The 24,335-nt window shown below is 56.9% G+C and carries 23 protein-coding genes and 1 tRNA gene; 6 read left to right on the top strand and 18 right to left on the bottom strand.

The features are described from left to right. Nucleotides 1-133 precede the first annotated feature (133 nt). Together ACN2XU_RS23430 and ACN2XU_RS23425 are read left to right on the top strand one after the other, a co-directional pair. Nucleotides 134-460, top strand: coding sequence for a hypothetical protein (locus ACN2XU_RS23430; RefSeq protein WP_419412777.1), 327 nt, complete (start codon nt 134-136; stop codon nt 458-460). Between the two features lie 112 nt (nt 461-572). Further along, nucleotides 573-830, top strand: coding sequence for a hypothetical protein (locus ACN2XU_RS23425; protein WP_419412776.1), 258 nt, complete (start codon nt 573-575; stop codon nt 828-830). Nucleotides 831-1,233: 403 nt separating this feature from the next. Here ACN2XU_RS23425 and ACN2XU_RS23420 read toward each other — a convergent pair whose 3' ends face one another. From ACN2XU_RS23420 to ACN2XU_RS23390, 7 genes are all read right to left on the bottom strand, one after another. Beyond that, the gene (locus tag ACN2XU_RS23420) at nt 1,234-4,200 is read right to left on the bottom strand and encodes a type I restriction endonuclease subunit R (protein WP_419412775.1); all 2,967 of its coding nucleotides are present in this window, start codon (nt 4,198-4,200) and stop codon (nt 1,234-1,236) included. Continuing rightward, a complete protein-coding gene (locus tag ACN2XU_RS23415) occupies nt 4,193-6,427 on the bottom strand; it encodes a GmrSD restriction endonuclease domain-containing protein (protein WP_419412774.1) in 2,235 nt (744 codons plus the stop codon). Before ACN2XU_RS23415 ends, ACN2XU_RS23420 begins: the two co-directional genes overlap by 8 nt. Before the next feature lie 31 nt (nt 6,428-6,458). Further along, nucleotides 6,459-7,760 (bottom strand): restriction endonuclease subunit S, encoded by a 1,302-nt coding sequence (locus ACN2XU_RS23410; protein ID WP_419412773.1) that lies wholly within the window; start codon nt 7,758-7,760, stop codon nt 6,459-6,461. Next, a complete protein-coding gene (locus ACN2XU_RS23405; RefSeq protein WP_419412772.1) occupies nt 7,757-9,778 on the bottom strand; it encodes a type I restriction-modification system subunit M in 2,022 nt (673 codons plus the stop codon). Before ACN2XU_RS23405 ends, ACN2XU_RS23410 begins: the two co-directional genes overlap by 4 nt. Nucleotides 9,779-9,894: 116 nt before the next feature. Further along, entirely contained in the window at nt 9,895-10,971 is a 1,077-nt protein-coding gene (locus tag ACN2XU_RS23400; RefSeq protein WP_419412771.1) for a site-specific integrase, read from the bottom strand. Continuing rightward, a complete protein-coding gene (locus tag ACN2XU_RS23395; protein WP_419412770.1) occupies nt 10,946-11,452 on the bottom strand; it encodes a helix-turn-helix domain-containing protein in 507 nt (168 codons plus the stop codon). The genes ACN2XU_RS23400 and ACN2XU_RS23395 overlap by 26 nt, the downstream gene beginning before the upstream one ends. 10 nt (nt 11,453-11,462) lie before the next feature. Then, nucleotides 11,463-11,711: a helix-turn-helix transcriptional regulator gene (locus tag ACN2XU_RS23390; protein WP_058249307.1), complete on the bottom strand. Its 249-nt coding sequence runs from the start codon at nt 11,709-11,711 to the stop codon at nt 11,463-11,465. Between the two features lie 125 nt (nt 11,712-11,836). Between ACN2XU_RS23390 and ACN2XU_RS23385 the strand changes: the two genes are divergently transcribed. Together ACN2XU_RS23385 and ACN2XU_RS23380 are read left to right on the top strand one after the other, a co-directional pair. Further along, on the top strand, nt 11,837-12,394 hold the full coding sequence (locus tag ACN2XU_RS23385; RefSeq protein ID WP_419412769.1) for a hypothetical protein: 558 nt from the start codon (nt 11,837-11,839) through the stop codon (nt 12,392-12,394). Nucleotides 12,395-12,404: 10 nt separating this feature from the next. Continuing rightward, on the top strand, nt 12,405-13,583 hold the full coding sequence (locus ACN2XU_RS23380; protein ID WP_419412768.1) for a tyrosine-type recombinase/integrase: 1,179 nt from the start codon (nt 12,405-12,407) through the stop codon (nt 13,581-13,583). A 66-nt stretch (nt 13,584-13,649) separates the two neighbouring features. On the opposite strand, the gene ACN2XU_RS23375 is transcribed toward ACN2XU_RS23380, so the two are convergent. Continuing rightward, nucleotides 13,650-13,724: transfer RNA gene (locus tag ACN2XU_RS23375), tRNA-Phe, on the bottom strand. 148 nt (nt 13,725-13,872) lie between these two features. On the opposite strand from ACN2XU_RS23375, the gene mnmH reads away from it, so the two are divergent. Further along, the gene (mnmH, locus tag ACN2XU_RS23370; RefSeq protein ID WP_419412767.1) at nt 13,873-14,931 is read left to right on the top strand and encodes a tRNA 2-selenouridine(34) synthase MnmH; all 1,059 of its coding nucleotides are present in this window, start codon (nt 13,873-13,875) and stop codon (nt 14,929-14,931) included. On the opposite strand, the gene selD is transcribed toward mnmH, so the two are convergent. The 10 genes from selD to ACN2XU_RS23320 form a co-directional block, all read right to left on the bottom strand. Continuing rightward, a complete protein-coding gene (selD, locus tag ACN2XU_RS23365; protein WP_419412766.1) occupies nt 14,913-17,072 on the bottom strand; it encodes a selenide, water dikinase SelD in 2,160 nt (719 codons plus the stop codon). The genes mnmH and selD overlap by 19 nt on opposite strands. Nucleotides 17,073-17,209: 137 nt before the next feature. Continuing rightward, nucleotides 17,210-17,743 carry a chemotaxis protein CheD gene (locus ACN2XU_RS23360; protein ID WP_419412765.1) on the bottom strand — a complete coding sequence of 178 codons (534 nt, stop codon included), beginning with the start codon at nt 17,741-17,743 and terminating at the stop codon, nt 17,210-17,212. Beyond that, nucleotides 17,740-18,801 (bottom strand): CheB methylesterase domain-containing protein, encoded by a 1,062-nt coding sequence (locus ACN2XU_RS23355; RefSeq protein WP_419412764.1) that lies wholly within the window; start codon nt 18,799-18,801, stop codon nt 17,740-17,742. The genes ACN2XU_RS23360 and ACN2XU_RS23355 overlap by 4 nt, the downstream gene beginning before the upstream one ends. A gap of 82 nt (nt 18,802-18,883) precedes the next feature. Further along, a complete protein-coding gene (locus tag ACN2XU_RS23350; RefSeq protein WP_419412763.1) occupies nt 18,884-19,246 on the bottom strand; it encodes a DUF8776 family protein in 363 nt (120 codons plus the stop codon). Next, a complete protein-coding gene (locus tag ACN2XU_RS23345; protein WP_419412762.1) occupies nt 19,243-19,629 on the bottom strand; it encodes a response regulator in 387 nt (128 codons plus the stop codon). Before ACN2XU_RS23345 ends, ACN2XU_RS23350 begins: the two co-directional genes overlap by 4 nt. Before the next feature lie 9 nt (nt 19,630-19,638). Further along, nucleotides 19,639-20,520 (bottom strand): CheR family methyltransferase, encoded by an 882-nt coding sequence (locus ACN2XU_RS23340; protein WP_419412761.1) that lies wholly within the window; start codon nt 20,518-20,520, stop codon nt 19,639-19,641. Next, nucleotides 20,520-20,984, bottom strand: coding sequence for a chemotaxis protein CheW (locus tag ACN2XU_RS23335; protein ID WP_419412760.1), 465 nt, complete (start codon nt 20,982-20,984; stop codon nt 20,520-20,522). Before ACN2XU_RS23335 ends, ACN2XU_RS23340 begins: the two co-directional genes overlap by 1 nt. Further along, complete coding sequence (locus ACN2XU_RS23330; protein WP_419412759.1) at nt 20,977-23,118, bottom strand: chemotaxis protein CheA; 2,142 nt, start codon at nt 23,116-23,118, stop codon at nt 20,977-20,979. Before ACN2XU_RS23330 ends, ACN2XU_RS23335 begins: the two co-directional genes overlap by 8 nt. After that, nucleotides 23,118-23,492 (bottom strand): response regulator, encoded by a 375-nt coding sequence (locus ACN2XU_RS23325; RefSeq protein WP_419412758.1) that lies wholly within the window; start codon nt 23,490-23,492, stop codon nt 23,118-23,120. Before ACN2XU_RS23325 ends, ACN2XU_RS23330 begins: the two co-directional genes overlap by 1 nt. Continuing rightward, nucleotides 23,489-23,773 (bottom strand): STAS domain-containing protein, encoded by a 285-nt coding sequence (locus tag ACN2XU_RS23320; protein ID WP_419412757.1) that lies wholly within the window; start codon nt 23,771-23,773, stop codon nt 23,489-23,491. The genes ACN2XU_RS23325 and ACN2XU_RS23320 overlap by 4 nt, the downstream gene beginning before the upstream one ends. A 115-nt stretch (nt 23,774-23,888) precedes the next feature. On the opposite strand from ACN2XU_RS23320, the gene ACN2XU_RS23315 reads away from it, so the two are divergent. Continuing rightward, entirely contained in the window at nt 23,889-24,263 is a 375-nt protein-coding gene (locus ACN2XU_RS23315; RefSeq protein ID WP_419412756.1) for a hypothetical protein, read from the top strand. Nucleotides 24,264-24,335 lie beyond the last annotated feature (72 nt).

Genomic DNA, 24,335 nt, shown 5'->3' with positions numbered 1-24,335 from the left:
TTGTTGGTTGTCTTGCTCATGATGCTCCACCTTACTCAGGAGTTGGAGCCTCCGGCAAACCCGGCGCGGTTCATACCACCGCTGTCGGAGCGACGCGCCAAGGCCCTCTATCGCGACCCGCGCGGCATCGGACGTGTATGAGTTCGCCCATGCGCTGAAACACTACAGCTATCACTCGAAGGCGGAGGGCCTCAATGGTCGTCCGGAACCGGAGGCCGTTGCGCAGGTCGTGGCTGACGCCGACGACTTCCTGACCGCCTACAAGCTTGAGACCGGCCTTGGAATGGGCGGACCGATCTTCTCCCAGCACGACCGGATCAAGGTCGAAACCCGGGGCATAAAAGCCCTCCGCAGGCAGGCTCGTGAACTCGTGGAGAACGACGTCTTTCGGATGTCGGAGCGGACCCGGGGATGGCTGGGGGGACGCACGCAACGCGGAGCGCGACAGGAAAGGCGCTGAGCGGGGGCGAGAGAAGGCGTCGGTCGACAAGGTGAGACAGCGCCAACGCGTGCGGTGATCTCGCGTCCTGGGCGGCTCTTCTGTATGAGAGCCGCCCGGAAGGAGATCACACATGGCAGACCGCGACCCGATGACACTTCTCAGGCAGTGCTGCGACATGCTGGCCGACGACCTCGAGGGGCAACCGCTCGATGTCTTGCGGCCTGGCAAGGAGGACATGGTCCTGGTTTCGTCGGCAACATACTCCAGGCTCTTGGACAGAATCGCGACGCTTGAGGCTCACCTACAGACCGACGCGGAACGCGAAGCCGAGGAAGAGGAATTGCTTCGGATGATGGTCGACGCAGCGAACAGTGGGCCACTGCACTGACAAAAGAGAGGCGGCCGCGAGGCCGCCTTTTTCTTTGCCGAGGGAAGCGCGTCCGCCGTAGCGTTTCCTGTAGCAAATTCTGTAGCAAAACCGAGCTTGGCGAGGTCAGTAAGGTGCTGAAAGCCCTTATTTCATTGGGCTTTCCGGTCATCTTGAAGGAGGATAATGGTGCCCGGGGGCGGAATCGAACCACCGACACGAGGATTTTCAATTTTCGTTCTGGCTTGAGTGGTCTGGTCTGAGCAGCTCTGAACCAGTTGGAAAGCCTACGAATAATTGAGGCTTCTGGTAGGTCGACCATCGTTCTGCGTCTGAACAATCCCGGAACGTTCCGGCATCAATTACACACGAATTACACTCGATCATTCCCAGCAGACTTGTTTTGTTCTGGGTGGCAGAAGCATTACCCATCGCGCGCTTGCCTCTGCGCCCGTTTGAAGAAATGCCGTGTTGCCTGCTCTCGCGCATCCTTGTCTGTCATGACTATGTTACGCATCTCGTTGTCTTGCTGAAACGCCCTGACCATGCCTTGGAAGAACGCCTGCGAGAAAGCGTTGTAGACTACGTCTGCCGGGTTGTTTTTGACCATCTCAGTCATGTCTTCGTCCATGATGTCGCGCGTCACCCGCTCAAATCGCAGGAAGTCTTCACGCGAGAACTCGGTGCCGTGCCGTTCGTTGAACGAGTCGATGATCTCGGAAAGCGATTTCTCTTCTTCCTCGGTGTAGGGGTTTGCGCCGAACTCGGTGATCGGGTCTACCGTTCGGGTCTCGCCCGCGTTCAACGACGCGCTGCCTTCCTCGCCCTTCTGCAACTTGAACGCGGACAGGTTCAGCATGTCGTCGGTGATTGTGATATCGGCAGGCACATCCCGAGAAGGCAAGAGGCGCGACAACCAAGCTGTGTAGGCGTAGAGCTTCTCCAACCAAGCATCGTTGAGCGTCACGACCTGTGCCACGAAGGCGTAGAAGCGCTGGAAACTTTTCAGGAGTTGGCGGAACTCTTCCTGTTGTGCCTCGTCTTCATCCAGTTCGAACCGGTCTACCGCGAGACGGACAGTGCCTTCCAAATTGAGGCGGTCCTGCGTTGTCAGATCGCCCTTGAAGAACTGATCAGCGAACCGTTCGACCTCGTCTTTGCGGATGTAGGTCGAGGAAGAGATGCGCTGTTCTAGACCATAGATTTGGTTCAGATCGGTGCGTTCTTCTAGCGCGGTCGCCTCGAAGAAGGGTGCGAACGCCTCTTTGACCTCTTCCATTGTGTTCTGGAAGTCGAGAACGAAGGTTGGTTTTTCTTTGCCGAAACTCCGATTTAACCGGGCAAGGGTTTGCACCGTCTGCAACCCGGCGAGTTTCTTGTCCACATACATCGCGACGAGTTTGGGTTGGTCGAACCCGGTCTGGTATTTTTCGGCAACGACGAGGATCTGGAACTCGTCTGTGTCGAACTTTTTCGGCAGTTCGGTTTCGGCGAAGCCGTTCGCGGTCGCCTCAGTCCAGACATTGCCATCGATGTTCAGATCGCCCGAGAATGCGACCAACGCTTTAAGATCGGCGTATCCTTTGTCTTCGATGTAGCGGTTCAGCTGTTGCCAGTAGCGCAGGGCATGTTCGCGACTTTGGGTCACGATCATCGCCTTCGCCTGGCCGTTCAGTTTGCCCGCAACATGGCGGCGGAAGTGTTCGACGATCACCTCGACTTTTTGATCGATGGCGGTCGGATGCAGCGAGGCATAGCGCGCGACACGTGACTGCGCCTTGCGTCCTTTGAAGGCCGGGTCGTCTTCGATGGTCTTTTCGAGTTGGTAGTATGCACCATATGTCGTGTAATTTTTCAGAACATCGACAATGAACTCTTCCTCGATTGCTTGACGCATCGAATAGAGATGGAACGGGTGCGGTTTGCCATCTGATCCGATGCGACCGAACCGTTCCAGCGTGACGTTGCGTGGCGTCGCGGTGAAGGCGAGGAACGAGATGTTCTTCTGAGGCCCGCGCGCTTTCTGGAAGGCAAGAACCAAGTCTTCGATATCGTCGGAACTGGTGGCATCGCGGGTCAGTGCGTCACTCATCGCTTGCGCCGCCTTGCCGGACTGGGACGAATGCGCCTCGTCAATAATCACAGCGAAGTTCTTGCCGCCCTGACCCGAGATCGTCGCCAGATGCTCGGTGCCGAACTTCTGGATCGTCGTGATGATGATCCGTGCGCCTTTCAGGATTGCGTCTTTCAGATCGCGGGACGTGCCATCGATCTTCTTCACCACGCCCTCGGTCTGCGCGAACCCGCCAATGGTATTCTGCAATTGCCGGTCCAGCACCAAACGGTCGGTCACGATAATCGCCGTGTCGAACAGCGGTTGGTCTCCCGCGTCATGCAGGTTGATGATCTGGTGCGCGGTCCACGCGATGGTGTTCGACTTGCCCGACCCGGCGCTGTGTTGAATGAGGTAGTTCTGCCCCGCGCCCTTGGAACGTGCGTCCGCTAATACCTTGCGCACGGCATCGAACTGCTGGAACCGGGGAAAGATCACCACCTCTTTACCGCCCGAGCGTTCGAGGTGGATGAACCGCCCAATCATGTCGAGCAGCACATCGCGTGAGAAGACCGCCTTCGTGTCGGGCAGATCCTTGTAGAGATAGGCGACCCGGTTCTCGCCCGGCACATCGGGGTTTCCGGCACCGCCATCGCGCCCGCGATTGAAAGGCAGAAACCGCGTCTTGCCGTTCATCAGGCGCGTGGTCATCGACACGTTGTCCTGATCGACCGCGAAATGGACGATGGCACCGCGTTTAAAGGTCAGCAGCGGTTCACCAGCGGGGGAACGGTCCTGCCGATACTGCTTCTCGGCGTGTTTGACGTTCTGCCCGGTCAGCAGGTTCTTCACTTCGAGGGTCGCGACCGGAATGCCGTTGACGAAGGTCACCAGATCGATGGCGTTCTTGTTTTTCGCCGAATAGGTCACCTGCCGCATCACGGACAGGATGTTCGCCTCGTAAAGACGGGTCAGGTCGGGGTTCAGGTTCGACGCGGGTTTGAAGAAGCAGAGCTTGAAATGGATATTCGGCACCAGTTTGATGCCCTCGCGTAGCACGACGTGGGTCGGATTCTGCTTCAACGCCTGTTCAAGACGTTTCAGAACCTCTGCCTCTGCCTGCGCGCTGTAGTGATCTTCCAGCGTCTGTCGCGCCTCGGGTTGTGTGTCTTTCAGAAAGCGAAACAGCAACTCGGTGTCGAGGGCATGGGCAACGTCATAGTCGGACGGGCAAACGCGTTCGATGTATCCTTGATCGGTGGTCAGGCAGGCGACGATATGCGCCTCGAAGACCTTCTCTTGATGAATGTCGGCGGTGGTATGAGTTTGGTCAGACACTTTGGTTTACCTTCTCAAACCAAAGCAGCGCCGCCTCTCCGTCCTTTTTGGATATCTCGTCGATAGTCCTGCTGTGACGAATGCCATTCCGCATTTCTGCAAGTTGATCCACGCGTTTTGAAAGGTCTTCCTTCGACGTGAAGGTATCCGAGAAGGTCTGCCAGTTCGTCTTTGCAAGGATGATATCTTTGAGTTCTTGCAGGTCGCAGAACTCAAGCATTCCGCCGATGGTCGCATAATAGTCTTTGTCGAACGCGGGGTTCTTGCGCTGTGCTCGGTTCAGTCTTTGCCGAACCTTCTCCATCACATGTTGCGGGAACGCATCCTCCTGCGCGGACAAAGCGGTTTCGATCTTTGCGCGCAGTGACAGTTCGGCAATCTCGATACGTTCGTCCAGATCGCGGAGGTCTGGAGACAGATCGAGTCGTTCTTTGATCAAAAGGGACTCAATCGCCTCGACATAGGTTCTCTGCCGTTCATTGATAAACTCTTCAAAGTCCGCCGCCGAAAAGTCCTTTCTCATTAGAATGTCAAAGGCGGCGGGAGAAATCAGGTGACTTTCCAAGATCGCACGAACGCGACTTTCGCCGTTCTTTTCGATCAGTTCCGGCAAGTAAGCGTTGGGCAGTTTGTCTCGGATCACATGTCGGTTTGTCTCGTCGAGCAAAGGCGTCCGGTTCAGGATCGAATGAACAGATCGATCTTGCAGATTGGCATCTCCCCAAGACGCTGGAACGATGTGATGATCATCCAGCAATTCGTTCTCGGGGATGTTACCCGTGATCCAGTCTCGCGCACCGTTCAACACAAGCAGGTTGAAGATCCCGTTGTAGATCGACGATCCGTATTTGGTCTCACGACGCAGTTCGAGATTCTTGAACCGGGTTTTGAACTCTTGAATCAGTGGTGGTTCCTTGCTGTCGTCATCGATCCACGATTTCACGTTCTGGAAGTCACGCGCCGCCGTTGACTCGACCGATCCCGAATATCGTGAGGTGAAGATCGCCGCCCAGTACCAGAACCGGACCTTGCGTTGACCGTCGAGGCGTCTGTCTGCGGGCAGTGTGCGGACATGTTCCTGCAACGACGAGAACGCGGGAAGGATCGACACATAGGGCAGATACTTCGACGACGTGACACCAAACTCTTGCGGGTGGCGCAGCATCTTTATCGCACGTTCCAACGCCGCGACGGACGTGTCCCACAGCGCGATAAACTCATCAGTCGTGTGAACCAGCACCTCTTTCTCAGTCTTCCCATCAGGGGTGCGGATCGTCTTTTGATGCCCCGGCATGAGATAATACAGATACTTGGGCGAGCAGTATGCCTGTTTCAGGATCGACATAACCTGCAAGATGTAGACGTTCAGTTTCGAACTATCGACGAACTCCAAACGACCGCGCGCCTTACGCCACATGAACTTGAGTTGGAGGTCGCGGGGTTTCAGCAACGCGTTGAGCAGGTCGAACACGTCCAACCGCACGCCCTTGCTGTTGATCTGCGTGAAGATATCGCAAATCTTGTCCAACCCCAGATCCTTGTCGAGTTCGATGTAGGACACCTGGTATTGCTCGGTCAGACTTTTGAGTTCTTCGCCAAACTTCTCGGCATTGTCAGCATGAACTTGGAACTGCTCGGCGTCCTCGTCGTTACCCAGTTCCCGCGCCTCGGCAGTCTTGTCCTGCCAATGCTTCATGTATCCCTGAACCCAAGTCGGCATCGCCCATCCGCCTGCGCCGATCACTGACAGTGGGAAGATGTGCTCTTCATACTGGATCGATGGATCTTGGGTCAGTTTCTCTAGACGTTTGGTCTTCCAGTCGTAACTGAAGGCGTCGTCGTATTCTTCACGCATGAACCGGTCGACGCGGATGAAGTAGATCGCACGGTTGGCACGGTCTGGAAGAGGCACGTCAGGCGCGACACAGGCATAGTAGAGAGCGGTCAGGCGCTGCTGTCCGTCGAGGACGATGTGTTCGGATGACCCGCCACCGGCGTGACCGTAGATCGGTTCACATGCGAGGGCGTCGAAGTTCTCGTCCTTGCCTTTCCACAGCAGCAGACTGCCGACGTAGTAGTCGAGAAAGATCGACCGCATCAGATCCGAGATATCCCACGGTTTCCACTCGAACTCGCGCTGAAAGTCGGGGACGACAAAACGACCCTCTTTGAGACGCGACAGCAGGTTGTTCAGGGTGAACTGGTTGGGTTTCTGTGCGTCTCTCATCTAATCAACTCGCTGAAATGCATTTGGGAAATCACGCGCCCATCTCCTCTTGGATGGCGTCGAGGCGGCGGTCGGGGGTGCCGGATTCGGCGTATGACTGCACGTCGATCTGACCCGTGACAGCGGCGGTGATCAGGGCGGAGCGGTATTCTTTGAGGCGGTCGATGGAGGCGTTGACGGCACAAGTAGTTTCAGAGACGTATCGTATTTGCCTTTCGATTTTCGCCACCACTTCCGCCTGTTTTCTCAGCGACGGAAGCGGAACGGGCAACGAGCGAACCGTTTCCTGACTGATGTTTTGCATGGACGCACTTGCGCCGTTAGAACGCAAAGAATAGTGCATTCGCGCCGCTTTGCTCCTAAGTGCCAATAACGCAAACGAAGGTGACAACAATTTTGTATCAAGTTTGAGGCGATAGAGTTTATCGCAAAGCATCAAACGCGTAGCGGCATTGTGAACGATTGCCGCACTGCCAACCAGTTCGGGAGAGTTTGCTCGCGACATGAGCAGATCACCTTCACGAACCTCCAGTGCAGGACGGGGGACAAGATTTATTGGAAGTGCCTTGTGTTCGGCGGAACTAAAAGACCAACTGTTTACGCACCCGACTTTCAGAACGCCCCATTCATCTTGCTCTTTTGGGCGCGTTTCGCAGTCGGGACTCCATCCTTGCTCTAGATTGATCAGTGCCCGACGCAGTGGAACTTTTTTTGATTCTTCGGCAATGACCGCCGTTTCTAGTTTGGATTGAAGTTTTTCCTCAAGCAACGCGACCAACCGCTGCTTTTTCTCGATCAGCAGGTCTATTCTTGCGGTCTCACGGTCCAGAAAGTCGGCAATCTGGCGTTGGGTCGCGAGGTCGGGGCGATACACCCAGTCGTTCGGGAAGTCGGCAAACTTCACAGATTGACGAACGCCGCCACCGAGCGAGTAGTAGTGTTTTGCTAGATCAAGCGCGAGTAGCGCGTAGAACCAGAAGCGCGGATCGTTGTCGCGCTGAACCTCAACCGCGTCATATGCCGACGTGATGATGCCGCGTTGTGTCACGAGACCTTGGCGCAGACTGCGCTTGTCGTTTTGAAGGTCGGTCAGTCGCAGAACGATATTGCCGGGTTCGACGATCTGATACCCCTCGAAGTTCTCCGGCAGAAGACCGTCGGCGGTTTCGATATCTTTCTGAATGATGCGCCCATAACTTAGCGAAAGCAGGTTATCGTCCTTCATCCCGGCATTCTTGTGCCCGCGACGAACGCGGAACACCTGATGCAGTTTGTCCAACTGCCAGTCATCCGGTTTGGGTGCTGCGTGAACGCGTTCTTGGAGAGTGATCACTCAACCACCTCCTGCAGCAGACCCGCGATCTCTGCTTCAAGCGCCTTCAACTCTGCGTCAATCTCTTCGAGCGGCCTCGGCGGCACGTATTTGTAGAAGTAGCGGTTGAAGTTGATCTCATACCCGATACGCCCGACGCCGCCATCCTGCGCATCGGTGTAACTCTCATCCACGTAAGCATCGGGGACGAAGGGCAGAACCTCGCGCTGCACATAGGCGCGCCAGTCCTCGTTCAGCGGCACCAGTTCGTGATCGCGCAGATCGGTGTCGGGTTCGGGATTGCCCTTTGCGTCGGTGCAGACCTCGGCGTCTTCGTCCCGTTCCGACAGCGCGGACAGGATGGATTTGCGCACAGGTGCACCCACCTTGACGGCAGCTGCCTTGAGCGCACGTGTCAACGCCTTGTCGAAATCCTCCCGATCAATCCATCGCTCGTCTTTCGGCAGGTGCACCAGCAGGGCTTCCATCACACCGCGTTGCTCCGCTTCCTCAAGGCGCTGGAATGGTTTGGTATCGCGCAACGCCTCAAGCCCCTCTCGGGTTACCTGAAAGGCTAGCTTCAAAGGGCGCTCCACGCGGATTTCGCGATACCCGAAGGCCGTCGTGTCGAAGACCTTGGACACGTCCTCCCACCCCGAATTGCCATTCAGCATGTCATGGTAGATACGCGCGATCTCCTCGGTGGCCTCTTCGGGGATTTCCCGACGCTTGGACCCAAGAGATTTCCGCATGGATTTCCAGAAGCGTTCCCCGCTGGCGTCGATCAGTTGCACCTTGCCACGCCGCGCGGTGTCCTTGCGGTTGGTCAGCAGCCAAACATAGGTCTGGATGCCCGTGTTGTAGAAGAGGTCCGTGGGCAGGGCGATGATCGCCTCGACCCAATCGTTCTCCAACATCCAGCGGCGGATTTCGCTTTCGCCTGACCCAGCCCCACCGGTGAAGAGGGGCGACCCGTTCATGACAATGCCGATGCGCGACCCTTGTTCGTCATTGCGCATCTTCGAGATCATGTGCTGCAGGAACAGAAGCTGTCCGTCCGAGATACGCGGGAGACCTGCCCCGAAGCGCCCGTCCATGCCCATTTCCGCTGCCTCGTCCTTGATCGGGTCAGCGTATTTCTTCCAATCGACGCCATAGGGCGGGTTGGAGAGCATGTAGTGGAAGCGTTTGCCCTTGTGCGCATCCTGCGTGAGCGTGTTGCCGTAGGCGATGTTCTCGGGGTTGTGCCCGGTCACCAGCATGTCGGATTTGCAGATCGCGAAAGACTCGGGGTTCAGTTCTTGCCCGAAGAGTTCGACGCGGATGCGGTCGTTCAGTGCTTTCATCTCCATCTCGGCAATCGCCAGCATCCCACCCGTGCCTGCGGCGGGGTCATAGACTTGCCGGATGACACCCGACCCGGTCAGCGCGTCCTTGTCGTTGATCAGGAGCAGCGAGACGATAAGGCGAATGACCTCACGCGGGGTGTAGTGTTCGCCCGCCGTCTCGTTCGAGATTTCCGAGAACCGGCGGATGAGGTCTTCGAACAGATACCCCATCTCAAGGTTCGAGATGGCGTTCGGGTGCAGGTCGATCTGGGTGAACTTGTCGAAGACCTGATAGAGCAGACCAGCGTCATTCAGGCGTTTGAGTTGGTCGGTGAACAGGAACTTGTCGAGGAAGATATCGCGGACGTTGCCGGAGAACTTGGTGATGTAGTCGATCAGGTTCTTGTGGATGTCCTTGGCGTCCTGCCCCTTGAGCGAGGCGAAGGTGAAGCGGGACAGATTATAAAGGCGGATATCTTGCCCGACGACGCCAGACAACAGGGTGTCACGCGCATCGTCGTCCATGTCATTCGGCAGCGAGGCGGCCATGTCGAGAACGGCGGGTTTGGTCTCTTCAAGGATACAGTCGAGACGACGCAGCACGACGAAGGGCAGGATGACCTTGCCATACTCAGACTGCTTGAAGTCGCCACGCAGAAGTTCAGCGATGGACCAGACGAACGACCCGAGTGACTTGATATCTGTGCTCATGGAAAATGCGCTGCCCCCAATTTATTGAATTTCTGTTGGTTTCAAACCTCCAGCGTTTGGGGCGCACGCTAGCACGAGGAATCCCCTCTATCCAAGATAGCGCATTGGCCGAAACTTCATTTTCCGTCGCGTTCCAGTTTTTCCAGCAGAAGTTCCAGCTTTGCGTCCAGATCCTTGCTCTTCCCAGCGTTGCGTATCAGTTCCCGTTGCCTTGCCAATGGTATCTGACCATAGCTCGACAAGGTCGTGACAACGCTTTCATGCCCGAGGTTCTGGCTGAACGCTTTGAACTCCTCGGGCGTCCTACAGGTGAGGTACGCGTACTCGACGACGGTGTTCCGCACCCTGTGAGGGGTGAAGTAGGGCAAGTCAGCACCTGCAAATGCGCGCATGAAAATTTTCCGAATAGGCTGGGAGTTTGACCAGACCAGCCGCTTAACTCCGTCCACCACCGGTCCTAGCAGGGGGTCGATCCTTTGCCGCGATTGCGGGAAAAGGGGATCGTCAGGCTGCCACCGGAGTTCGTCACGCAGATAGCTGACCCAAGAGAACAGAACGCCTTCAATCTCAGGTCCAAGCGGCAACAGAACCGACTCGATCAGCTTGCTGTTTTTGGTGCGGACGGTTTTCGGGTCTTGGACGATCATCTGCCGGTCGATGTCGACATGGCCTAGCAGCAAGGAGGCGGCTGCGTTGTCGCGGATGCCGGTCATCATGAGGAGCGCAAATACGGCGCGATCACGCCTTTCCAGAATGGTCTCAAAAGACATTGAAGCCAGTGCGCGCTTCAATTGGTCCATGGTCGGCGATGGCTTCGAAGGCGAAGATGTTGCTGCGCGGATGTCTTTTTCGGAGAGGTTGAAGTAGGCGATGGCGTTGGTGTCGATCTTGGACTTGAACCCCGGCTGCACTGACAGCCACCGGAAGAAGCGTTGTACCGCTTTCAAAGTCGAAAGAACGGTCGAGGTCCCTAGTCGTTTGCTTTCATCGGCAGGGGCGGACAGGACCGCCCGGAACCCTTTCGCTTGTTCGCGATTGAAGCGTCCAAAGTCGCAGTAACCAGTGTATTCCTCGAAGCGTAGGATCGCCTTTTCGACCCCGCGCACGGTGGCTTCGGACTTTTGATCCGCTTCGCGCAGGAACTCAGCGTAGTCACGCTTGATCCGTTCATTTTCCGCGTTGAACTTGTCCATTTTCGTCTTGCTCCTTTGAGTCACCATCCAAGAGGGGAATGTTGCTCCCCTTTAGGCTTGGGGTCCGCCTCTGGAGTGGTCCGAATGACGCGGTGTATTCTGGCAGTCGTGAAGTGCTCCCTGCGCGGCAGATTTTCCTGCTACATGTGCAGCACACCCCAACCAGGCGAACCGTTTTCTCGTTGAGGTCGGCAATGTAGACGGAGCCCAGGATTGGCAGGCGCGGTGCACGGCATGAAAGGCAGTACATCTCGTCTGGGCCGCACTTTTGCTTCCTGCCTTTGGCACGGACGTCCAGATATTTGCGAAGCTCTGCACCGTGGATCAGGGTCGGGCTTTGGCCATCAATCGTACCCAACCCTTTCTTGAGCCATCGGCGAACAGTGTGAACGTGAACTTTTAGAAGCGCCGCCACTTCGGGCACCGAGTAGGTGCGCCTGATACGGATACGCCTGCGGTCCGGGTTCTTGGTTCCCGGCATCTTGGAGGCCCTAGTCGCCCGCCCGGATTTCCCGTCCGCCGGTTCCGGCGAGGCGAGGGGCGGCAGCGATCCAGGACTGCAGGTCTTCGAGGAAGTAGAAAGCGCGTCCACCCAACAGAACGTACTGCGGTCCTTGGCCCTTCATCGCCCAATCAGCGAGCGTCTTCGGTGAGCAGCCAAGGTAGCGGGCCGCGTTTTTGCGGTCCATCCGTCCGTCCGGGTGAATGAAAACGCGCTGCGTGTCAGTATCGATCTTCATGGTTTGTTTCCTTGCTCGATAGGCATCGTTGGTCAGTACGCGAAAAGAAGAGCAAGACATGTATTGAAACTCAATACGTAACGTGCAAAATGGATCATGACAGAACGTTTCGACACGAGGACATCATGGCAATCAAGCTTCCAAAGGGCTCTGGATCGAAGTTGGGCAGGACGGAGACCGTCTCGATTCGGCTTGATCCGCGTCTCAATTACCTGTGCGAGCTGGCCGCCAGATCGCAGCGCCGCACCAAGTCTTCCTTCATCGAGTCGATGTTGGCTGAGCAGATTCAAACACTCGTCATCAACAAGTGGCGAGATGTACCTTATGGCGAACCTGATACATTCGGTTCAATGGCGGACGTGCTGTGGCACGTGAGAGAGAGCCAACGATTGGTTTCTCTGGCCCTTGTTGCGCCCGAACTCATGACCTTTGAAGAGCAGCACGTTTGGTCTCTAATCGAAGAGAACGGATACTTTTGGTTGGGCCGTTGGGAGAAAGAGAAATGGAAATACAGCATCGGCCTCAACAAGATCATTCGCGAGCGTGTCGATGAGTATTGGGACGACATCCTCGCTGTGGCCGCTGGAGAAAAAAACAACGAAGCTTTGCCTGTCATCTCTCAAAAATCCGCAAAGCCGGAACCGGAAGAACCGCGAGACATCGATTCTGAGATCCCGTTTTAATAGGTGATTTATGGCTGTTCGCTTCAACAAACTTACACGTCCTGCTATTCGCGCATTGCAAGTCGGGGAAAGCCTGACGGAGCATGGCATAACGTTCCGTCGCGACGCTAATGGTGACGGTGTGTACTCCGTCAATATCATGGTCGACCGTCGGCGCATTCATCGCGTGATCGGACGAGAGTCCGAGGGTGTGACGAGACAGCAGGCGGAAGATTTCATCGCCCAAGCCAGAACCGATGCAAGGCGTCAGCGCTTGGAGTTGCCCGAGGGGCGCAAGACGCCATTGAGCTTTGAAGAAGCCGCCAGCCGCTACGTTCAGAGGCTTCGGGATAGTGACGGAAAAAACATCGACATCAAAGAGCGTCAGCTACGGCAGCACTTGGTCCCGTTTCTTGCGACCAAGCCATTGAGTGCCATCGAGTCCTTCGACGTTGAACGCTACAAGAAGGCCCGCCGCACTGTGGGCGCAGCAAAGGCGACCGTCAATCGAGAACTGGCCACACTCTCCCATCTCCTGAATCAGGCGGTCGAGTGGAAGTGGATCAAGAGCAAGTCGGTCAGGATCAATCGCTTCAAGGAAGACAACCAACGGATTGTCTACCTGACTGATGAGCAGTGCGTGGCGCTTTTGGACTCTGCGGCGTCGGATCACAACGAAAACATCCATGCCTTCGTCATGGTCGGGCTGCATACGGGGATGCGTCACGCAGAAATTCTCTCGGTCCGCCGAGAAGATGTCGATGTCGGAAAGCGGGTGATCTGGGTTCCGCAAGCGAAGGCGGGGTCTCGTGAGCAACCGATCACGCGTGAATTGGCCGAGTATCTTGAAAAGCGCATGGATATGTTGCCGCCTGGCTGCGAATGGTTGTTTCCATCTCCGGGAAGTGCCACAGGCCATGTCCACACGATCCGCAAAGCGTTTCGCCGCTCCGCTGAGCGCGCTGGCCTCGATCCTGACCAGATCACCCCTCACACGCTTCGCCATACGGCGGTGACGCATCTGGTTCAGGCGGGCGTCGACTTGCCCACAGTCCAGCGCATTTCCGGTCACAAGACGTTGTCTATGGTTGCACGCTATGCGCATCAAAGCGGGTCGCACATCGAAGCGGCAATGGATCGGCTGGAAGGGCGGGTTAGCGGCACCCACGAAGACAACATCCGCAAGCTAAAGCCGAAAAGTTCGGCCTGATTACACACGAATTACACGTGCACTTGAGTGCACTACACTGGATAGTCTCTAAGTTATTGATTTTTATGGTGCCCGGGGGCGGAATCGAACCACCGACACGAGGATTTTCAATCCACTGCTCTACCCCTGAGCTACCCGGGCATCGGGAAGGGCGTCGCCCTTCGGGTGCAGGCGGTCTAACCGAGGTGCAAACCGGTGTCCAGAGGCTTTTTTCGCCTTTCTGGCAACAAATTGCATTCCACGTTTCGGCCTCTTCCGCGCGGTCGGTCAACCCGCTAAACACACACGCATGGCGCTTACCTTTGAAACACTCGACGATCTTTTATCGCACGGCTTCGACACGGTTATCGACGTGCGCAGCCCGGCTGAATTTGCCGAGAATCATGTCCCCGGAGCAATCAATCTGCCGGTGCTCGACAATGAGGAGCGGGCTCGGGTTGGCACACTGTACAAACAGGTTTCTCCGTTCAGGGCGCGCAAGATCGGCGCGGCCTTGGTCTTCCGCAACTCCGCGGCCCATATCGAAGGGCCTTTGGCGGATCACGACGGCGGTTGGCGGCCGCTGGTCTATTGCTGGCGTGGGGGGCAACGGTCCGGCTCGTTTGCCTGGATGCTGAAGGAAATCGGCTGGCGCTCCGATACGATCAAAGGCGGGTACAAATCGTTTCGCAAGTTGGTGACACGCGCGCTGTACTCCGATCCGCTTCCGGTGCGCTTGATCCAGTTGGGGGGCTATACCGGCACGGCCAAGACTGCGCTTTTGCCCCGGTTGCAGGCGCTCGGGGTACAGGTATTGGACCTTGAAGGTCTGGCCGGGCACCGAGGCTCGTTGCTGGGCGGAATGCCGGGGGGGCAGCCGAGCCAGAAGGCGTTCGAGACCGAACTGGCGACGCGCCTTTTGCGCATGGATCCGGGGAAGCCGGTGATCGTGGAGGCGGAAAGCAGCAAGATCGGCGATATCAATTTGCCGCCGAGCCTTTGGGACGCGATGAAATCCGCGCCATGGGTCGAGATCGGGGCGCCGGTTGCGGCGCGGGCGCGGTATCTGGCCGAGGCCTATGAGGATGTCCTGGCCGACGCGGATGCGTTGCGCGCCAAGTTGGCGCCTTTGCGATTTCATCGCGGCCATGCGCTGGTGGATCACTGGGACGCGCTGATCGCGGAGGGAGATCGTCTGAGCCTCTGCGTCTCACTTGCGCAGGATCACTACGATCCGGCCTACCGGCGATCCATGCGGGCCGTTGCGCCAGAGTATCTCGCCCAGTTGCAGTCGTCTGCGCTCGATCCGACGTCGCTCGACGCGCTGGCACAGCGCATTGCAGAGGTTGTTCAGAGCACGGAAATCTGACCGGCCCCATCCGTCACATGGCCGATGATCGCGGCGGGATAATCTGCCGCGTGCAATGACTCGAGCGTTGTCCGAACCGCCGTGGGCGGTACGCAGGCAAGCAACCCTCCGGCGGTTTGCGGATCGAACAGGAGATCATGACGCGGATCTTCGGGCAGGAACGGCAAAAGAGCCTTGTTTTCTGTATAAAGCGTTGACCGGATGCCCTTTTCGGAGAGTGCCAGAGCGCCTTCCATCAGTGGGATGGCGGCGAGAGACAGGGATGCTCCGGTGCCGGAGGCTTGGCAGATGTTCAGGATATGCCCGGCGAGCCCAAAGCCGGTAACGTCCGTCATGGCGGTGGCGTTCGTCAAAATCTGGGAGGCCGCCGCCTGTGATCGGGTCATTTGATCGCAGGCCTGCGCGATCCAGGCGCCCCGCGCATCCCCGGCCATCTCGGCGGCCATCAGGATGCCGGATCCAATTGGTTTGGTCAGAATAAGCGTGTCACCGGGCCGGGCGCCGGCGACCGTGATCGGCGCCTTGTCACACAGGCCGGTGATCGTGAAGCCGATGGTCAGCTCCGTGCCCTGCGAGGTATGTCCGCCGGCGATCTCTGCGCCGGCCTCCGCGAAGATCGCATGGGCGGTTTTCATGATCTCGCGGACCGTGCGCTCTGCGAGTGGAGTGGCCATACGGGGCAGGATGAGGCTGCAGGTGGCGGCCTGAGGGGCAGCGCCCATGGCCCAGATGTCGCCCAAGGCATGGATCGCGGCGATGCGGGTCATCATCACGGGGTCGGCCATCATGGCGCGCAGGTGATCGGTGGTGATCACCTGTTGCACACCGCCCGTCAGCAACAGGCCTGCGTCGTCGCCTGCAATGCTGGTGACATCCGCGCGCCGGGATGGAGGCAGGTCGGACAGCGCCTTGTTCAGCGCGCCGCGGCCCACCTTGGAGCCGCAGCCACCACACATGGGCTTGGGACCCATTGTCTCGACCATGTCAGCAGCCCGTTCGGCGGGTAGGCTGGGTGCGGGCATTTTGGGTAAGCGACTGAATTTGCGCATGAACGTCTGGTCGATATGATCCTTCCAACGCCAGAGCAGCGGTCCGGAGACCGTCAGGCCAAAGCGGTCAGCCAAGGCGGATTTTCCGCCGAGAGAGATCAGCTTCAGGTAATCGGTTTGCGGACGGTAGCGGCGCAGAACCTTGTCCTCGGACAGGCTGGCCCGCAGGTTGTCAAAGAGGATTGGCGCCTGGCGGACCGCGTAGACACCGGCCTTGGGCCGAGGCGAGGCGGTCATATGGGCGCAATCCCCAGTTGCGAAGATCGCAGGATCGGAGCTGCGCAGCCTGTCATCGACGCGAATGAAGCCATCCTGCAAGGCGAGCCCGGTGCTCTCAAGCCAGCCGTGTGGGCGTGCGCCGGCAGCGCCCGTGATGAAATCGGCCGGGATCAGAGTGCCATCGCCCAAATTCACACCCATGTCATCGACGTGGGACAGCTTTGCGCGCTCAAAAAGCGTGACACCTTGCGTGGCCAACGCTTGCCTGAGGCGCCGCGCAGTGGCTGGGCGCAAGTCGGCCAATGCGTCGCTGCGGTCGATAAGCGAGACAGGCGCCGAGACGCCGTCGCGGCGCAGGGCATATGACAAGGCCATTGCAATCTCGGCCCCCGCGACGCCCGCGCCAATCACCGCAATGGCGCGGTGATCGGCCGCTTCACGGTAGGCTTGCCATGCGGCCGCAAACCGGCCGAGAGGTTTTGCCGGAACGCCATGGGCTTCGAACCCGGGCAAATCTGGCATCTGGCTTGTGATCCCGATATCGATCGAGGCTACGTCATAGGCGACCGGGGGGCGGCCGGGGACGTGGATCAGCCGTTTGTCGAGATCAATGTGATCGGCTGCGCCCAGTATGATGCGGGCGCCGGCAAAGCGCGCCAGTGTCACAAGATCTATCTCCAGATCCAACCCTTCGTAGTGGCCCGCCAGGTGCCCGGGCAACATACCGGAATAGGGGGCTGTCGGACCGGGATTGATGACAGTCACCCGCGCGCCGGGCAGGGGGCGCATCCCCCACATTCTTAAAACCAGAGCGTGAGTGTGTCCCCCTCCAACCAGAACGAGATCGCGAGTGAACGGCAGGTCGCTTTGCATCAGGGAGGCTCCAGGAAACGCCTGATCAATGTATCGGCGTCAACGGGGACTTGCCATAGGAGTGCGCGCAATGAACGTCTGCTTTCAAGCCGCACTTGTTTCCCTGGCAAGGGCACGCTGGCTTGAGTGCGGATAGATCAGAACAAGACGATATCGTCCTGCTTCGGCGCTTTGATCACGACTGGTTTGATCGGAGCCACCTGATCCACCTGTCCCTGCACAGTCAACTGACGGACAAGGCCAGTGGTCGGCCAGAAGCGGATTCGCCGTGCCGACGTGCCACCGACGCTTTCTGCCTGACACGGAATACCTTCATCCTTCAGAAACTTGTGCGCGAAGATTGCATTGGATTCGCCGATATTGCGCAGGTTACCCATCATCTTGGCACCGCCAAAAATCTTGGCTTGCAGCCGCCGCCGTTCCGCGCCTTTCTTCAGCAGGCCGTTGATCAGGAGTTCCATCGCGTTTGCGCCATAACGCACATTCCCCGCATCGCTGCCGTCTCCTTCCGGCAGCAGGAAGTGATTCATCCCTCCTGCTTTCGTCGTGGTGTCGTAGAGACAAACCGCAATGCAGGAGCCGAGAACCGTGGTAAGAACCACAGAAGGATCATCAGAAATTACGTAATCTCCCTGGATCACGTTGACGAGTTTTTCCGCTGTCGCGTTCATGGGTGAACCCTCTGTTTGGCTCTTGCCGGTGTGAGCAAGGCTGTCCCGATGCGGTTGAGCGGCAGCACGGCATGTGCCGCGTCAAGCTCGACTGCGGCCCGTGGCATGCCGAATACAACGGACGTAGCCTCATCTTGCGCAATTGTATGGGCCCCCGCGTCTTTCAATTTTCTTAATCCGCTGGCCCCATCGCGTCCCATTCCCGTCAAAAGCGCAGCAGACACTCTTGGAGCCAGGCCAACAGCCGACTCGAACATCACGTCTACGGATGGCAAGTGACCGGATACCGGTGTTCCCTCTTGCGGGCAGGCATAGATTTTGTCACCCGTTTCGAGCACGAGGTGTGTCTTGGTCCCAGCGCCGATCAGAATCGTTCCACGCTGCAGCACCTGACGTCCGGCTGAGAGTGTTACTCTTGCAGAGCATTGACGATCCAGCAAGCTCGCAAGACTTTCACCAAATCCTGCGCCGGTATGTTGAACGATCACAGTCGGGGGGCAGTCGACAGGAAAAGCAGATAGAATCGAGATAAGTGCGTCAACGCCACCTGTGCTTGAGCCAATCAGTATAACCTTTTCAGGCAAACGGTGGTTCGAGGCCGCTGTGCGGAAATTGGTGATGGGTGCTGGCAGTGGAGATCGTCCAGGCAATTCCGGGCGCGAAAATGGGGTTTCAGTGCGCGTGAGGCTCCGGAGTTGGTTGGCGATGATCTGCGGTGCGGCGTTCTCAGGAACCGCGAACAAATCGGAGCCGCTGGGGGAACCGGCTGAAACCGGACGCCGTAGACCAAAGGCGTGATTTGGCTCGGTTACGACCAACCACCTGACATCGAGAGCAGAGAACAACCCGCGCATGACTTCGAATTCCGGCAATGCCGCGAGACGGCTCGAAATCAGGACTGCTTTCGGCAGGCTTATTTCGACCTCATTGTATGTGTTCATCAGGTCAGCCGTGCAGGAAATGACCCTGAAGTCCGGAAGACTGTCGACGAATGCGGCTAGCCGATTGCGCTGGGCGGGATCAGAAATCGCCACAATTGTAGACTTGGCCGCTGTCACGCATTCCTCCTTCGCAGATCTAAGTCAGGTTGCCGTGCCACAATCGCGTGAAAAGCACGCAATTGTGGCTCCAAGTAAAGTCTCAGAACAACTCTGCATGATTGTTTCGAGTTGCCGTTTCATCCCGTCCACCGCTCAGACGCACAGCCATGTCGCGCAGCGTCAGAGTTTCTAGAGCGTCCTTGACGCAAACCTGTCCGAAGTCGGTCGTTTTCTGCGACAGGTAGTCCAGATAAATCGACAGTGCGGTAACCGATTGAAGCAGAAAATCGACGTCTTGCAACGTTCCGATGGATTTCGCATCCAGTTTAACAGCTGGATTTTGATACATTACTTCAAGCGTGTCTTCGAGTCTTTGAAGCCGAGCTTGCAGCCCGCGTAGCTCGGCAGCCACCCGTCCGGTTGCAAAGGAAAGTGGCTGAAGTTCGGTTTCAGCATCTCTCATAGGCGCCCCACGACACTTTCGATGCATTGCTTCATCGAGGCTGATGTGAACGGTTTCTTGATCATGTTGTTCAGACCTAATCGTTTGGCTTCGTTCACAATCTCAGGAGTCGGGCGGCCAGTCACAAGAATGAACCCCATTTTCTGTGTGGCCGGTGTAGTTCTCACGGCTTTCAACAGCCCGAGTCCATCCAAGCCTGGCATATTGAAGTCTGACAGGACGAGGTGCACCGGTGTTGTTCCGAGGCGTTCGAGTGCCCGTTTCCCGTCGTTTTCCGTGACATAGTTTTTTATTCCAATGTCATCGAGCGCTTGCGTGATCAGACCACGGCTGGTTGCCATGTCGTCAACCACCATAATGCGAAGGGACTCTTTCAAACCCATCTTGCTCTCCTATTGATTGGTTGCAGCGCTTGCGGCCGCAGTTTTTTGGTAGCTGGTAATTCCGACGCCTCGCAGCGTAGCCGACGCCGGCCCAGTCACGCGTTCTGAATGTCCTATGAACAGAAAACCGCCGGGCGCGAGAAGCTCTGAAAACCTTTGCCAAAGACGCTTCTGAGTATCCTGATCGAAGTAAATCGCAACGTTTCTGCAAAAAACCGCGTCGAACGGTCCTTTGATTGGCCAATCTGCAATCAGGTTGAGTTCGGCAAAGGTGATCAGCTTCTGAAGATCCTGAGACATGGAAATCTGGCCTGTACCGCTATCTTCGAGCTTGACCCATTTCTTTCTGAAACCATCCGGAATTGAGCCTGCTTCTTCGGCTGGATAACGACCGGCCTTTGCCTTTGCGACGATTTGCGGATCGATGTCCGTGGCCAGAATCTTGACGTTGTGTCGAGGAGCTTCGGGCATCATATCGAGTATGGTCATCGCTATGCTGTATGGTTCTTGACCAGATGAGCACCCGGCAGACCATATGCGCAGTCGTTTGCCATTTCTGGCGCGTTCGATACTTGCGGGCAAACTGTCTGTTCTCAGCGTTTCGAAATGGTGGTTCTCACGGAAGAAACTCGTGACGTTTGTCGTCAACGCGGAAATCAACTCTAGCCTTTCAGCATTTTCTTCGCGTTTGCCCAACAAATCGAGATACGCAGGAAAACTATTTATTTCTCGGGCCTTGAGACGTCTCGAGAGCCGAGAATAGACAAGCGGCTTCTTACTTTGAGCAAGGCTGAGACCGAATTCGCGATGCGCCAGGGCTGCAAGCGCCTGGAAATCCGCGTCGCTGAACGGCACGTTCGCAGTGTCCAGTTTTCCCGCCATCTGGTTCATCAGGCGATACCTTTTCCAGCGTCAAGCACGGCATCAAGGTTAACGACGCGCACCATTGCTTCATCGACCGAAATCATTCCGAGAATGCTATGTTTTGTGGCGTCAGATTTGATGTCCGGCGTTTCTTGGATCGCGCTTTTTTCTACAGAAAGGATCTCGGAAACCGATTCGACCAACAGGCCGATCGTCGTACCAGCAACCGCCGCAACAATGACCACATTGCGTTCATTTGCTGGGGTCGCACCAAGACCGAAACGGGCGGCGAGATCAAAGATCGGAATAACTGCGCCGCGGAGGTTCATGACCCCAAGCACATCAGGGGGAGTATGGGGAAGCGCAGTGACCGGGGTCCAGCGCCGGATTTCTCGAATCTGCGTGATCTCCAAGCAGAAGCTCTGGCCTCCTGCAGAGAAAGTAATGAACTCGAATTGCGAGTCGTTGCGGACTTCAGCGGTTTCAGCCATGACGAAGCTCCAATCTGGTCTGCTGCATAAGGGGATCCGGGCCGCTGCAATGGCCGAGACGGATCAGTTCTTCGGGATCTAGAATAAGGGCAATCTTTCCATCGCCCAAAATAGTCGCGGCGGAGACGCCAGGAATGGCCGTGTAATTACTTTCCAGGCTCTTGATCACAACTTGTCTCTGATCGTGTATCGACGACACACGCAAAGCAGTCAGTCCATTCGCTTCGGTCGACACCAAAAGCAGTATTCCAGTCTGAGCTCGCTCAGGTTTGCTGGCGAGGCCGAGAGATTCTGCAACGTCGACGATCGGCACGTAGGAACCGCGGACGCTGACGACTTCGGAGTCGGTCCCGATGATGTGGATGTCCTTGGAGTTCGGCCGAATAGTTTCGAGAATGGAGGCGATCGGTATGACCATCGTCTGATCGGCCACAGCGATTACGAAGCCATCCATGACAGCCAATGTCAGCGGAAGGACAATTGTGAAGGTGGTGCCCTTTCCCGGGGTTGAGCTGATCGAAACGCGGCCGCCGAGAGCTTGGACCGCGTTCTTGACCACATCCATTCCAACGCCGCGCCCGGAAAGGCTTGAAACCTGACCGGCAGTCGAAAAGCCCGGCAGGAAAAGCAGATTGTCGATCTCAGGTTCAGACAGCTCTGCGTCCGGCGCAATTAGCTGCTTTTCGATGGCTTTTTCCAAGATGCGTTCACGGTTCAGGCCTGCGCCATCGTCTGCAATTTCAATGAAGACGCTGCCAGACCTGTGTGCAGCAGAAAGTCTGATCGTGCCAACCGGATCCTTGCCGGCTGCTTCGCGGTCCTTCGGTTTCTCCAAGCCGTGGTCTACCGCGTTACGCACCATATGCGTCAATGGATCAGCCAGCCGCTCAATGACTGTCTTGTCGACTTCTGTTGAGTCGCCAACTGTGACGAGCTTGGACTTCTTGTTCGTCGCATCGGAGGCCTCGCGAACAATCCGGGACATACGCTGGAACAGCGGTTTCACCGGTTGGGCGCGGATCGCCATGACGCCTTCTTGAATGTCTCGTGCCAGTAATTTGTAGGCTTCGAGCTCATTTGTCAGATGCGCAACTGTAGGAAGGTCAAGTTCTTCTATTCTTTGGGAAATCATCGCCTGATTGATGATGAGTTCACCTACGGTGTTGATGAGGCGGTCGACCCGATCAAGGTCGACTCGCAAGGTCGGCTTCGGGCCGCGCGGTTCCTTGGATTGCGCCGTGGATGCTGGTGCTGACTTGGCTTGTGCAGTGGTTTGCGGAGCGGGCATCTCAGCTTCGCTGGGCTTTTGGACCAGAGGTTGACCGGAAATCTCCGTGGTTTCGGTATCAGTTTTTTCTTCCTCGGATGAAACCGACGGTCCGTCTTCTCCAAGATTTATTTCCAGCTCGCAAAGGCCTTCGACAAACTCGAATACTTCGTGCAGTGTGGTTTCCGGCTCGGCAGTCAGGAGCCGCAGCGTCCACGACAGGACCGAGTCCGAAGGATCAAAGTCGTCAAATTCGGGCACATGGCTCAGGTCCATGACAGCCGTCAGTGATCCGAGCTCAGCCAGGGCATCGAAGATCAGCAGTGGTTCATGGCCGTTCTCGTACAGGCTCTTATGCGGCCGAAATCGGATGTTGAAGCAGCGTTCGCCGGCAGGGGCGGCCGACGGAAGATCCAGATCAATGGGTTCCGGATCGTCGAGATCGAGCGTCATGGCCTCGAACGAAAACTCTTCTTCGGCTCCACCGGGTCCAAGGTAGTCTTCCAACTCCTTGATAAGGCCCTTTTCATGTCCTTCGTCAAGGTCCGTCTCATCCCGCGCCGAGGCCACGAGATCGGACAGCATGTCACCCGAGCGATGAAAAATTCCAATCAGTTTTTCATCGACGCTAAGCTCGCGGTCGCGAACCTTATCCATTACGGTTTCAAAGGTATGCGCGAAATGCACGAGCCGATCGAGCGCGAAAGCACCCGCACCGCCCTTGATCGAATGTACCGAGCGGAAGACCGCGTTGACGACATCCATGTCGTCCGGGGCTTCCTCCATATGGGCAAGCCCTTCCACCAAGGCTTCGAGGAGCTCTTCGCATTCCTCAAAGAAGGTATCGCGGATCGAGTTCATGGACATCAGCCTACGTGCCCCGTCAATCTCTTGAGAACGGACACCAGAGACGCATCGTCAAAGGGCTTTACGATCCAGCCAGTGGCACCGGAGCTACGCGCTCTGGATTTGAGTTCGTCAGAGCTTTCGGTAGTCAATACCAGGATTGGCACGTTTGTCTTGTTCGGACCGCTGCGTAGGGTGTCGATTACACCGAAGCCATCCATGCGCGGCATGTTGATATCGGTGATGACGACATCAGGATCAACGTCGGGGAAAACCTCGACGCCCTCCTGACCGTCTTCTGCCGAGTGGAACTCGAACCCGGCCCCCTCGAGCGAGACGCGAAGCAGATTTCGAATTGTACGTGAGTCATCGATGGCAAGAACCTTGGTCGTCATTGCGGCATCTCCTTGTCGAAATGATCGGGCTTAAGCCCCAGTCGTTCGAGGCCGTCTCGAAAAGTCGGCGTCATGTCGATCACCTGAAACGGTGAGCCGTCTGCGAGCCATTGCTTTTCTGCCACCAAAAGCAATTGCAGACGGTGCGCGTCGAGGCGTTGAACCTCTCGTGTCGAGATCGTTACGGGGGCTTTGCGTGCGCCAAGCAAGAAAGGAACCAAGGGATCCTCACCCGATCTTGCCCGGGCAGCCCCCAGTGCGTGAAAGTTTATGTCTTGCATCGTGAAACCGTTCCTTCGTGGCACCATGCGCGCCGATGATCGGCACATTTGACAGGCAGCAGGAATACGGATGCACCCTTAATAAAGTGTTCCGAGAAACGAGGAATTCCGGGCCATGTTCTGGGCATTGTTCAGGCTGGACAAGATTATTTTCGAGTTGGGTTCGTGCAAGAGTGTCGGAGGAGGAGGTCAATTTAATCTTTTAATGGCAATGGTTTGTGTGCGTTTTTCGACCTGCTGTTCCGCGCCTCTGCGGCTTGGGTCAGAAGCCGAACATCATACTGGCAAAGCTGCGATGACCGAGTTGCAGCGAATTCGATCTAATGCGATATGGCCTTTGCCCTGTGCGCGACGGTCTCTGGTGGTGGCTGAAGGCATAGAAACCGCCTTGTCGCTCTTGAGCGGTGTTATCGTGAATCCTTCAACGGTCTGGTCGGCGCTTTCAACCATTGGAATGCGAGGATTGATATTGCACGACATGCCGGGGTAATCTCCCCCTTTTTAACGGGGTGCATCCGTAGAACTTACGCGGCCATTTTCAGTTTCATGGCGGGTGTGATGC

This window comes from Pacificoceanicola niger, from assembly GCF_048553275.1.
GTDB lineage: Bacteria > Pseudomonadota > Alphaproteobacteria > Rhodobacterales > Rhodobacteraceae > Pacificoceanicola.
This window is presented reverse-complemented; position numbering and strand designations above follow the sequence as displayed.

Excerpts from the sequence above, each read along its gene's own strand:
- ACN2XU_RS23425 (WP_419412776.1), top strand. The coding sequence starts at position 573 with ATGGCAGACCGCGACCCGATGACACTTCTCAGGCAGTGCTGCGACATG.
- ACN2XU_RS23415 (WP_419412774.1), bottom strand. The coding sequence starts at position 6,427 with ATGAGAGACGCACAGAAACCCAACCAGTTCACCCTGAACAACCTGCTG.
- ACN2XU_RS23405 (WP_419412772.1), bottom strand. The coding sequence starts at position 9,778 with ATGAGCACAGATATCAAGTCACTCGGGTCGTTCGTCTGGTCCATCGCT.
- ACN2XU_RS23400 (WP_419412771.1), bottom strand. The coding sequence starts at position 10,971 with ATGGACAAGTTCAACGCGGAAAATGAACGGATCAAGCGTGACTACGCT.
- ACN2XU_RS23395 (WP_419412770.1), bottom strand. The coding sequence starts at position 11,452 with ATGCCGGGAACCAAGAACCCGGACCGCAGGCGTATCCGTATCAGGCGC.
- ACN2XU_RS23390 (WP_058249307.1), bottom strand. The coding sequence starts at position 11,711 with ATGAAGATCGATACTGACACGCAGCGCGTTTTCATTCACCCGGACGGA.
- ACN2XU_RS23385 (WP_419412769.1), top strand. The coding sequence starts at position 11,837 with ATGGCAATCAAGCTTCCAAAGGGCTCTGGATCGAAGTTGGGCAGGACG.
- ACN2XU_RS23380 (WP_419412768.1), top strand. The coding sequence starts at position 12,405 with ATGGCTGTTCGCTTCAACAAACTTACACGTCCTGCTATTCGCGCATTG.
- mnmH (WP_419412767.1), top strand. The coding sequence starts at position 13,873 with ATGGCGCTTACCTTTGAAACACTCGACGATCTTTTATCGCACGGCTTC.
- selD (WP_419412766.1), bottom strand. The coding sequence starts at position 17,072 with ATGCAAAGCGACCTGCCGTTCACTCGCGATCTCGTTCTGGTTGGAGGG.
- ACN2XU_RS23360 (WP_419412765.1), bottom strand. The coding sequence starts at position 17,743 with ATGAACGCGACAGCGGAAAAACTCGTCAACGTGATCCAGGGAGATTAC.
- ACN2XU_RS23350 (WP_419412763.1), bottom strand. The coding sequence starts at position 19,246 with ATGAGAGATGCTGAAACCGAACTTCAGCCACTTTCCTTTGCAACCGGA.
- ACN2XU_RS23345 (WP_419412762.1), bottom strand. The coding sequence starts at position 19,629 with ATGGGTTTGAAAGAGTCCCTTCGCATTATGGTGGTTGACGACATGGCA.
- ACN2XU_RS23340 (WP_419412761.1), bottom strand. The coding sequence starts at position 20,520 with ATGAACCAGATGGCGGGAAAACTGGACACTGCGAACGTGCCGTTCAGC.
- ACN2XU_RS23335 (WP_419412760.1), bottom strand. The coding sequence starts at position 20,984 with ATGGCTGAAACCGCTGAAGTCCGCAACGACTCGCAATTCGAGTTCATT.
- ACN2XU_RS23330 (WP_419412759.1), bottom strand. The coding sequence starts at position 23,118 with ATGTCCATGAACTCGATCCGCGATACCTTCTTTGAGGAATGCGAAGAG.
- ACN2XU_RS23325 (WP_419412758.1), bottom strand. The coding sequence starts at position 23,492 with ATGACGACCAAGGTTCTTGCCATCGATGACTCACGTACAATTCGAAAT.
- ACN2XU_RS23320 (WP_419412757.1), bottom strand. The coding sequence starts at position 23,773 with ATGCAAGACATAAACTTTCACGCACTGGGGGCTGCCCGGGCAAGATCG.
- ACN2XU_RS23315 (WP_419412756.1), top strand. The coding sequence starts at position 23,889 with ATGTTCTGGGCATTGTTCAGGCTGGACAAGATTATTTTCGAGTTGGGT.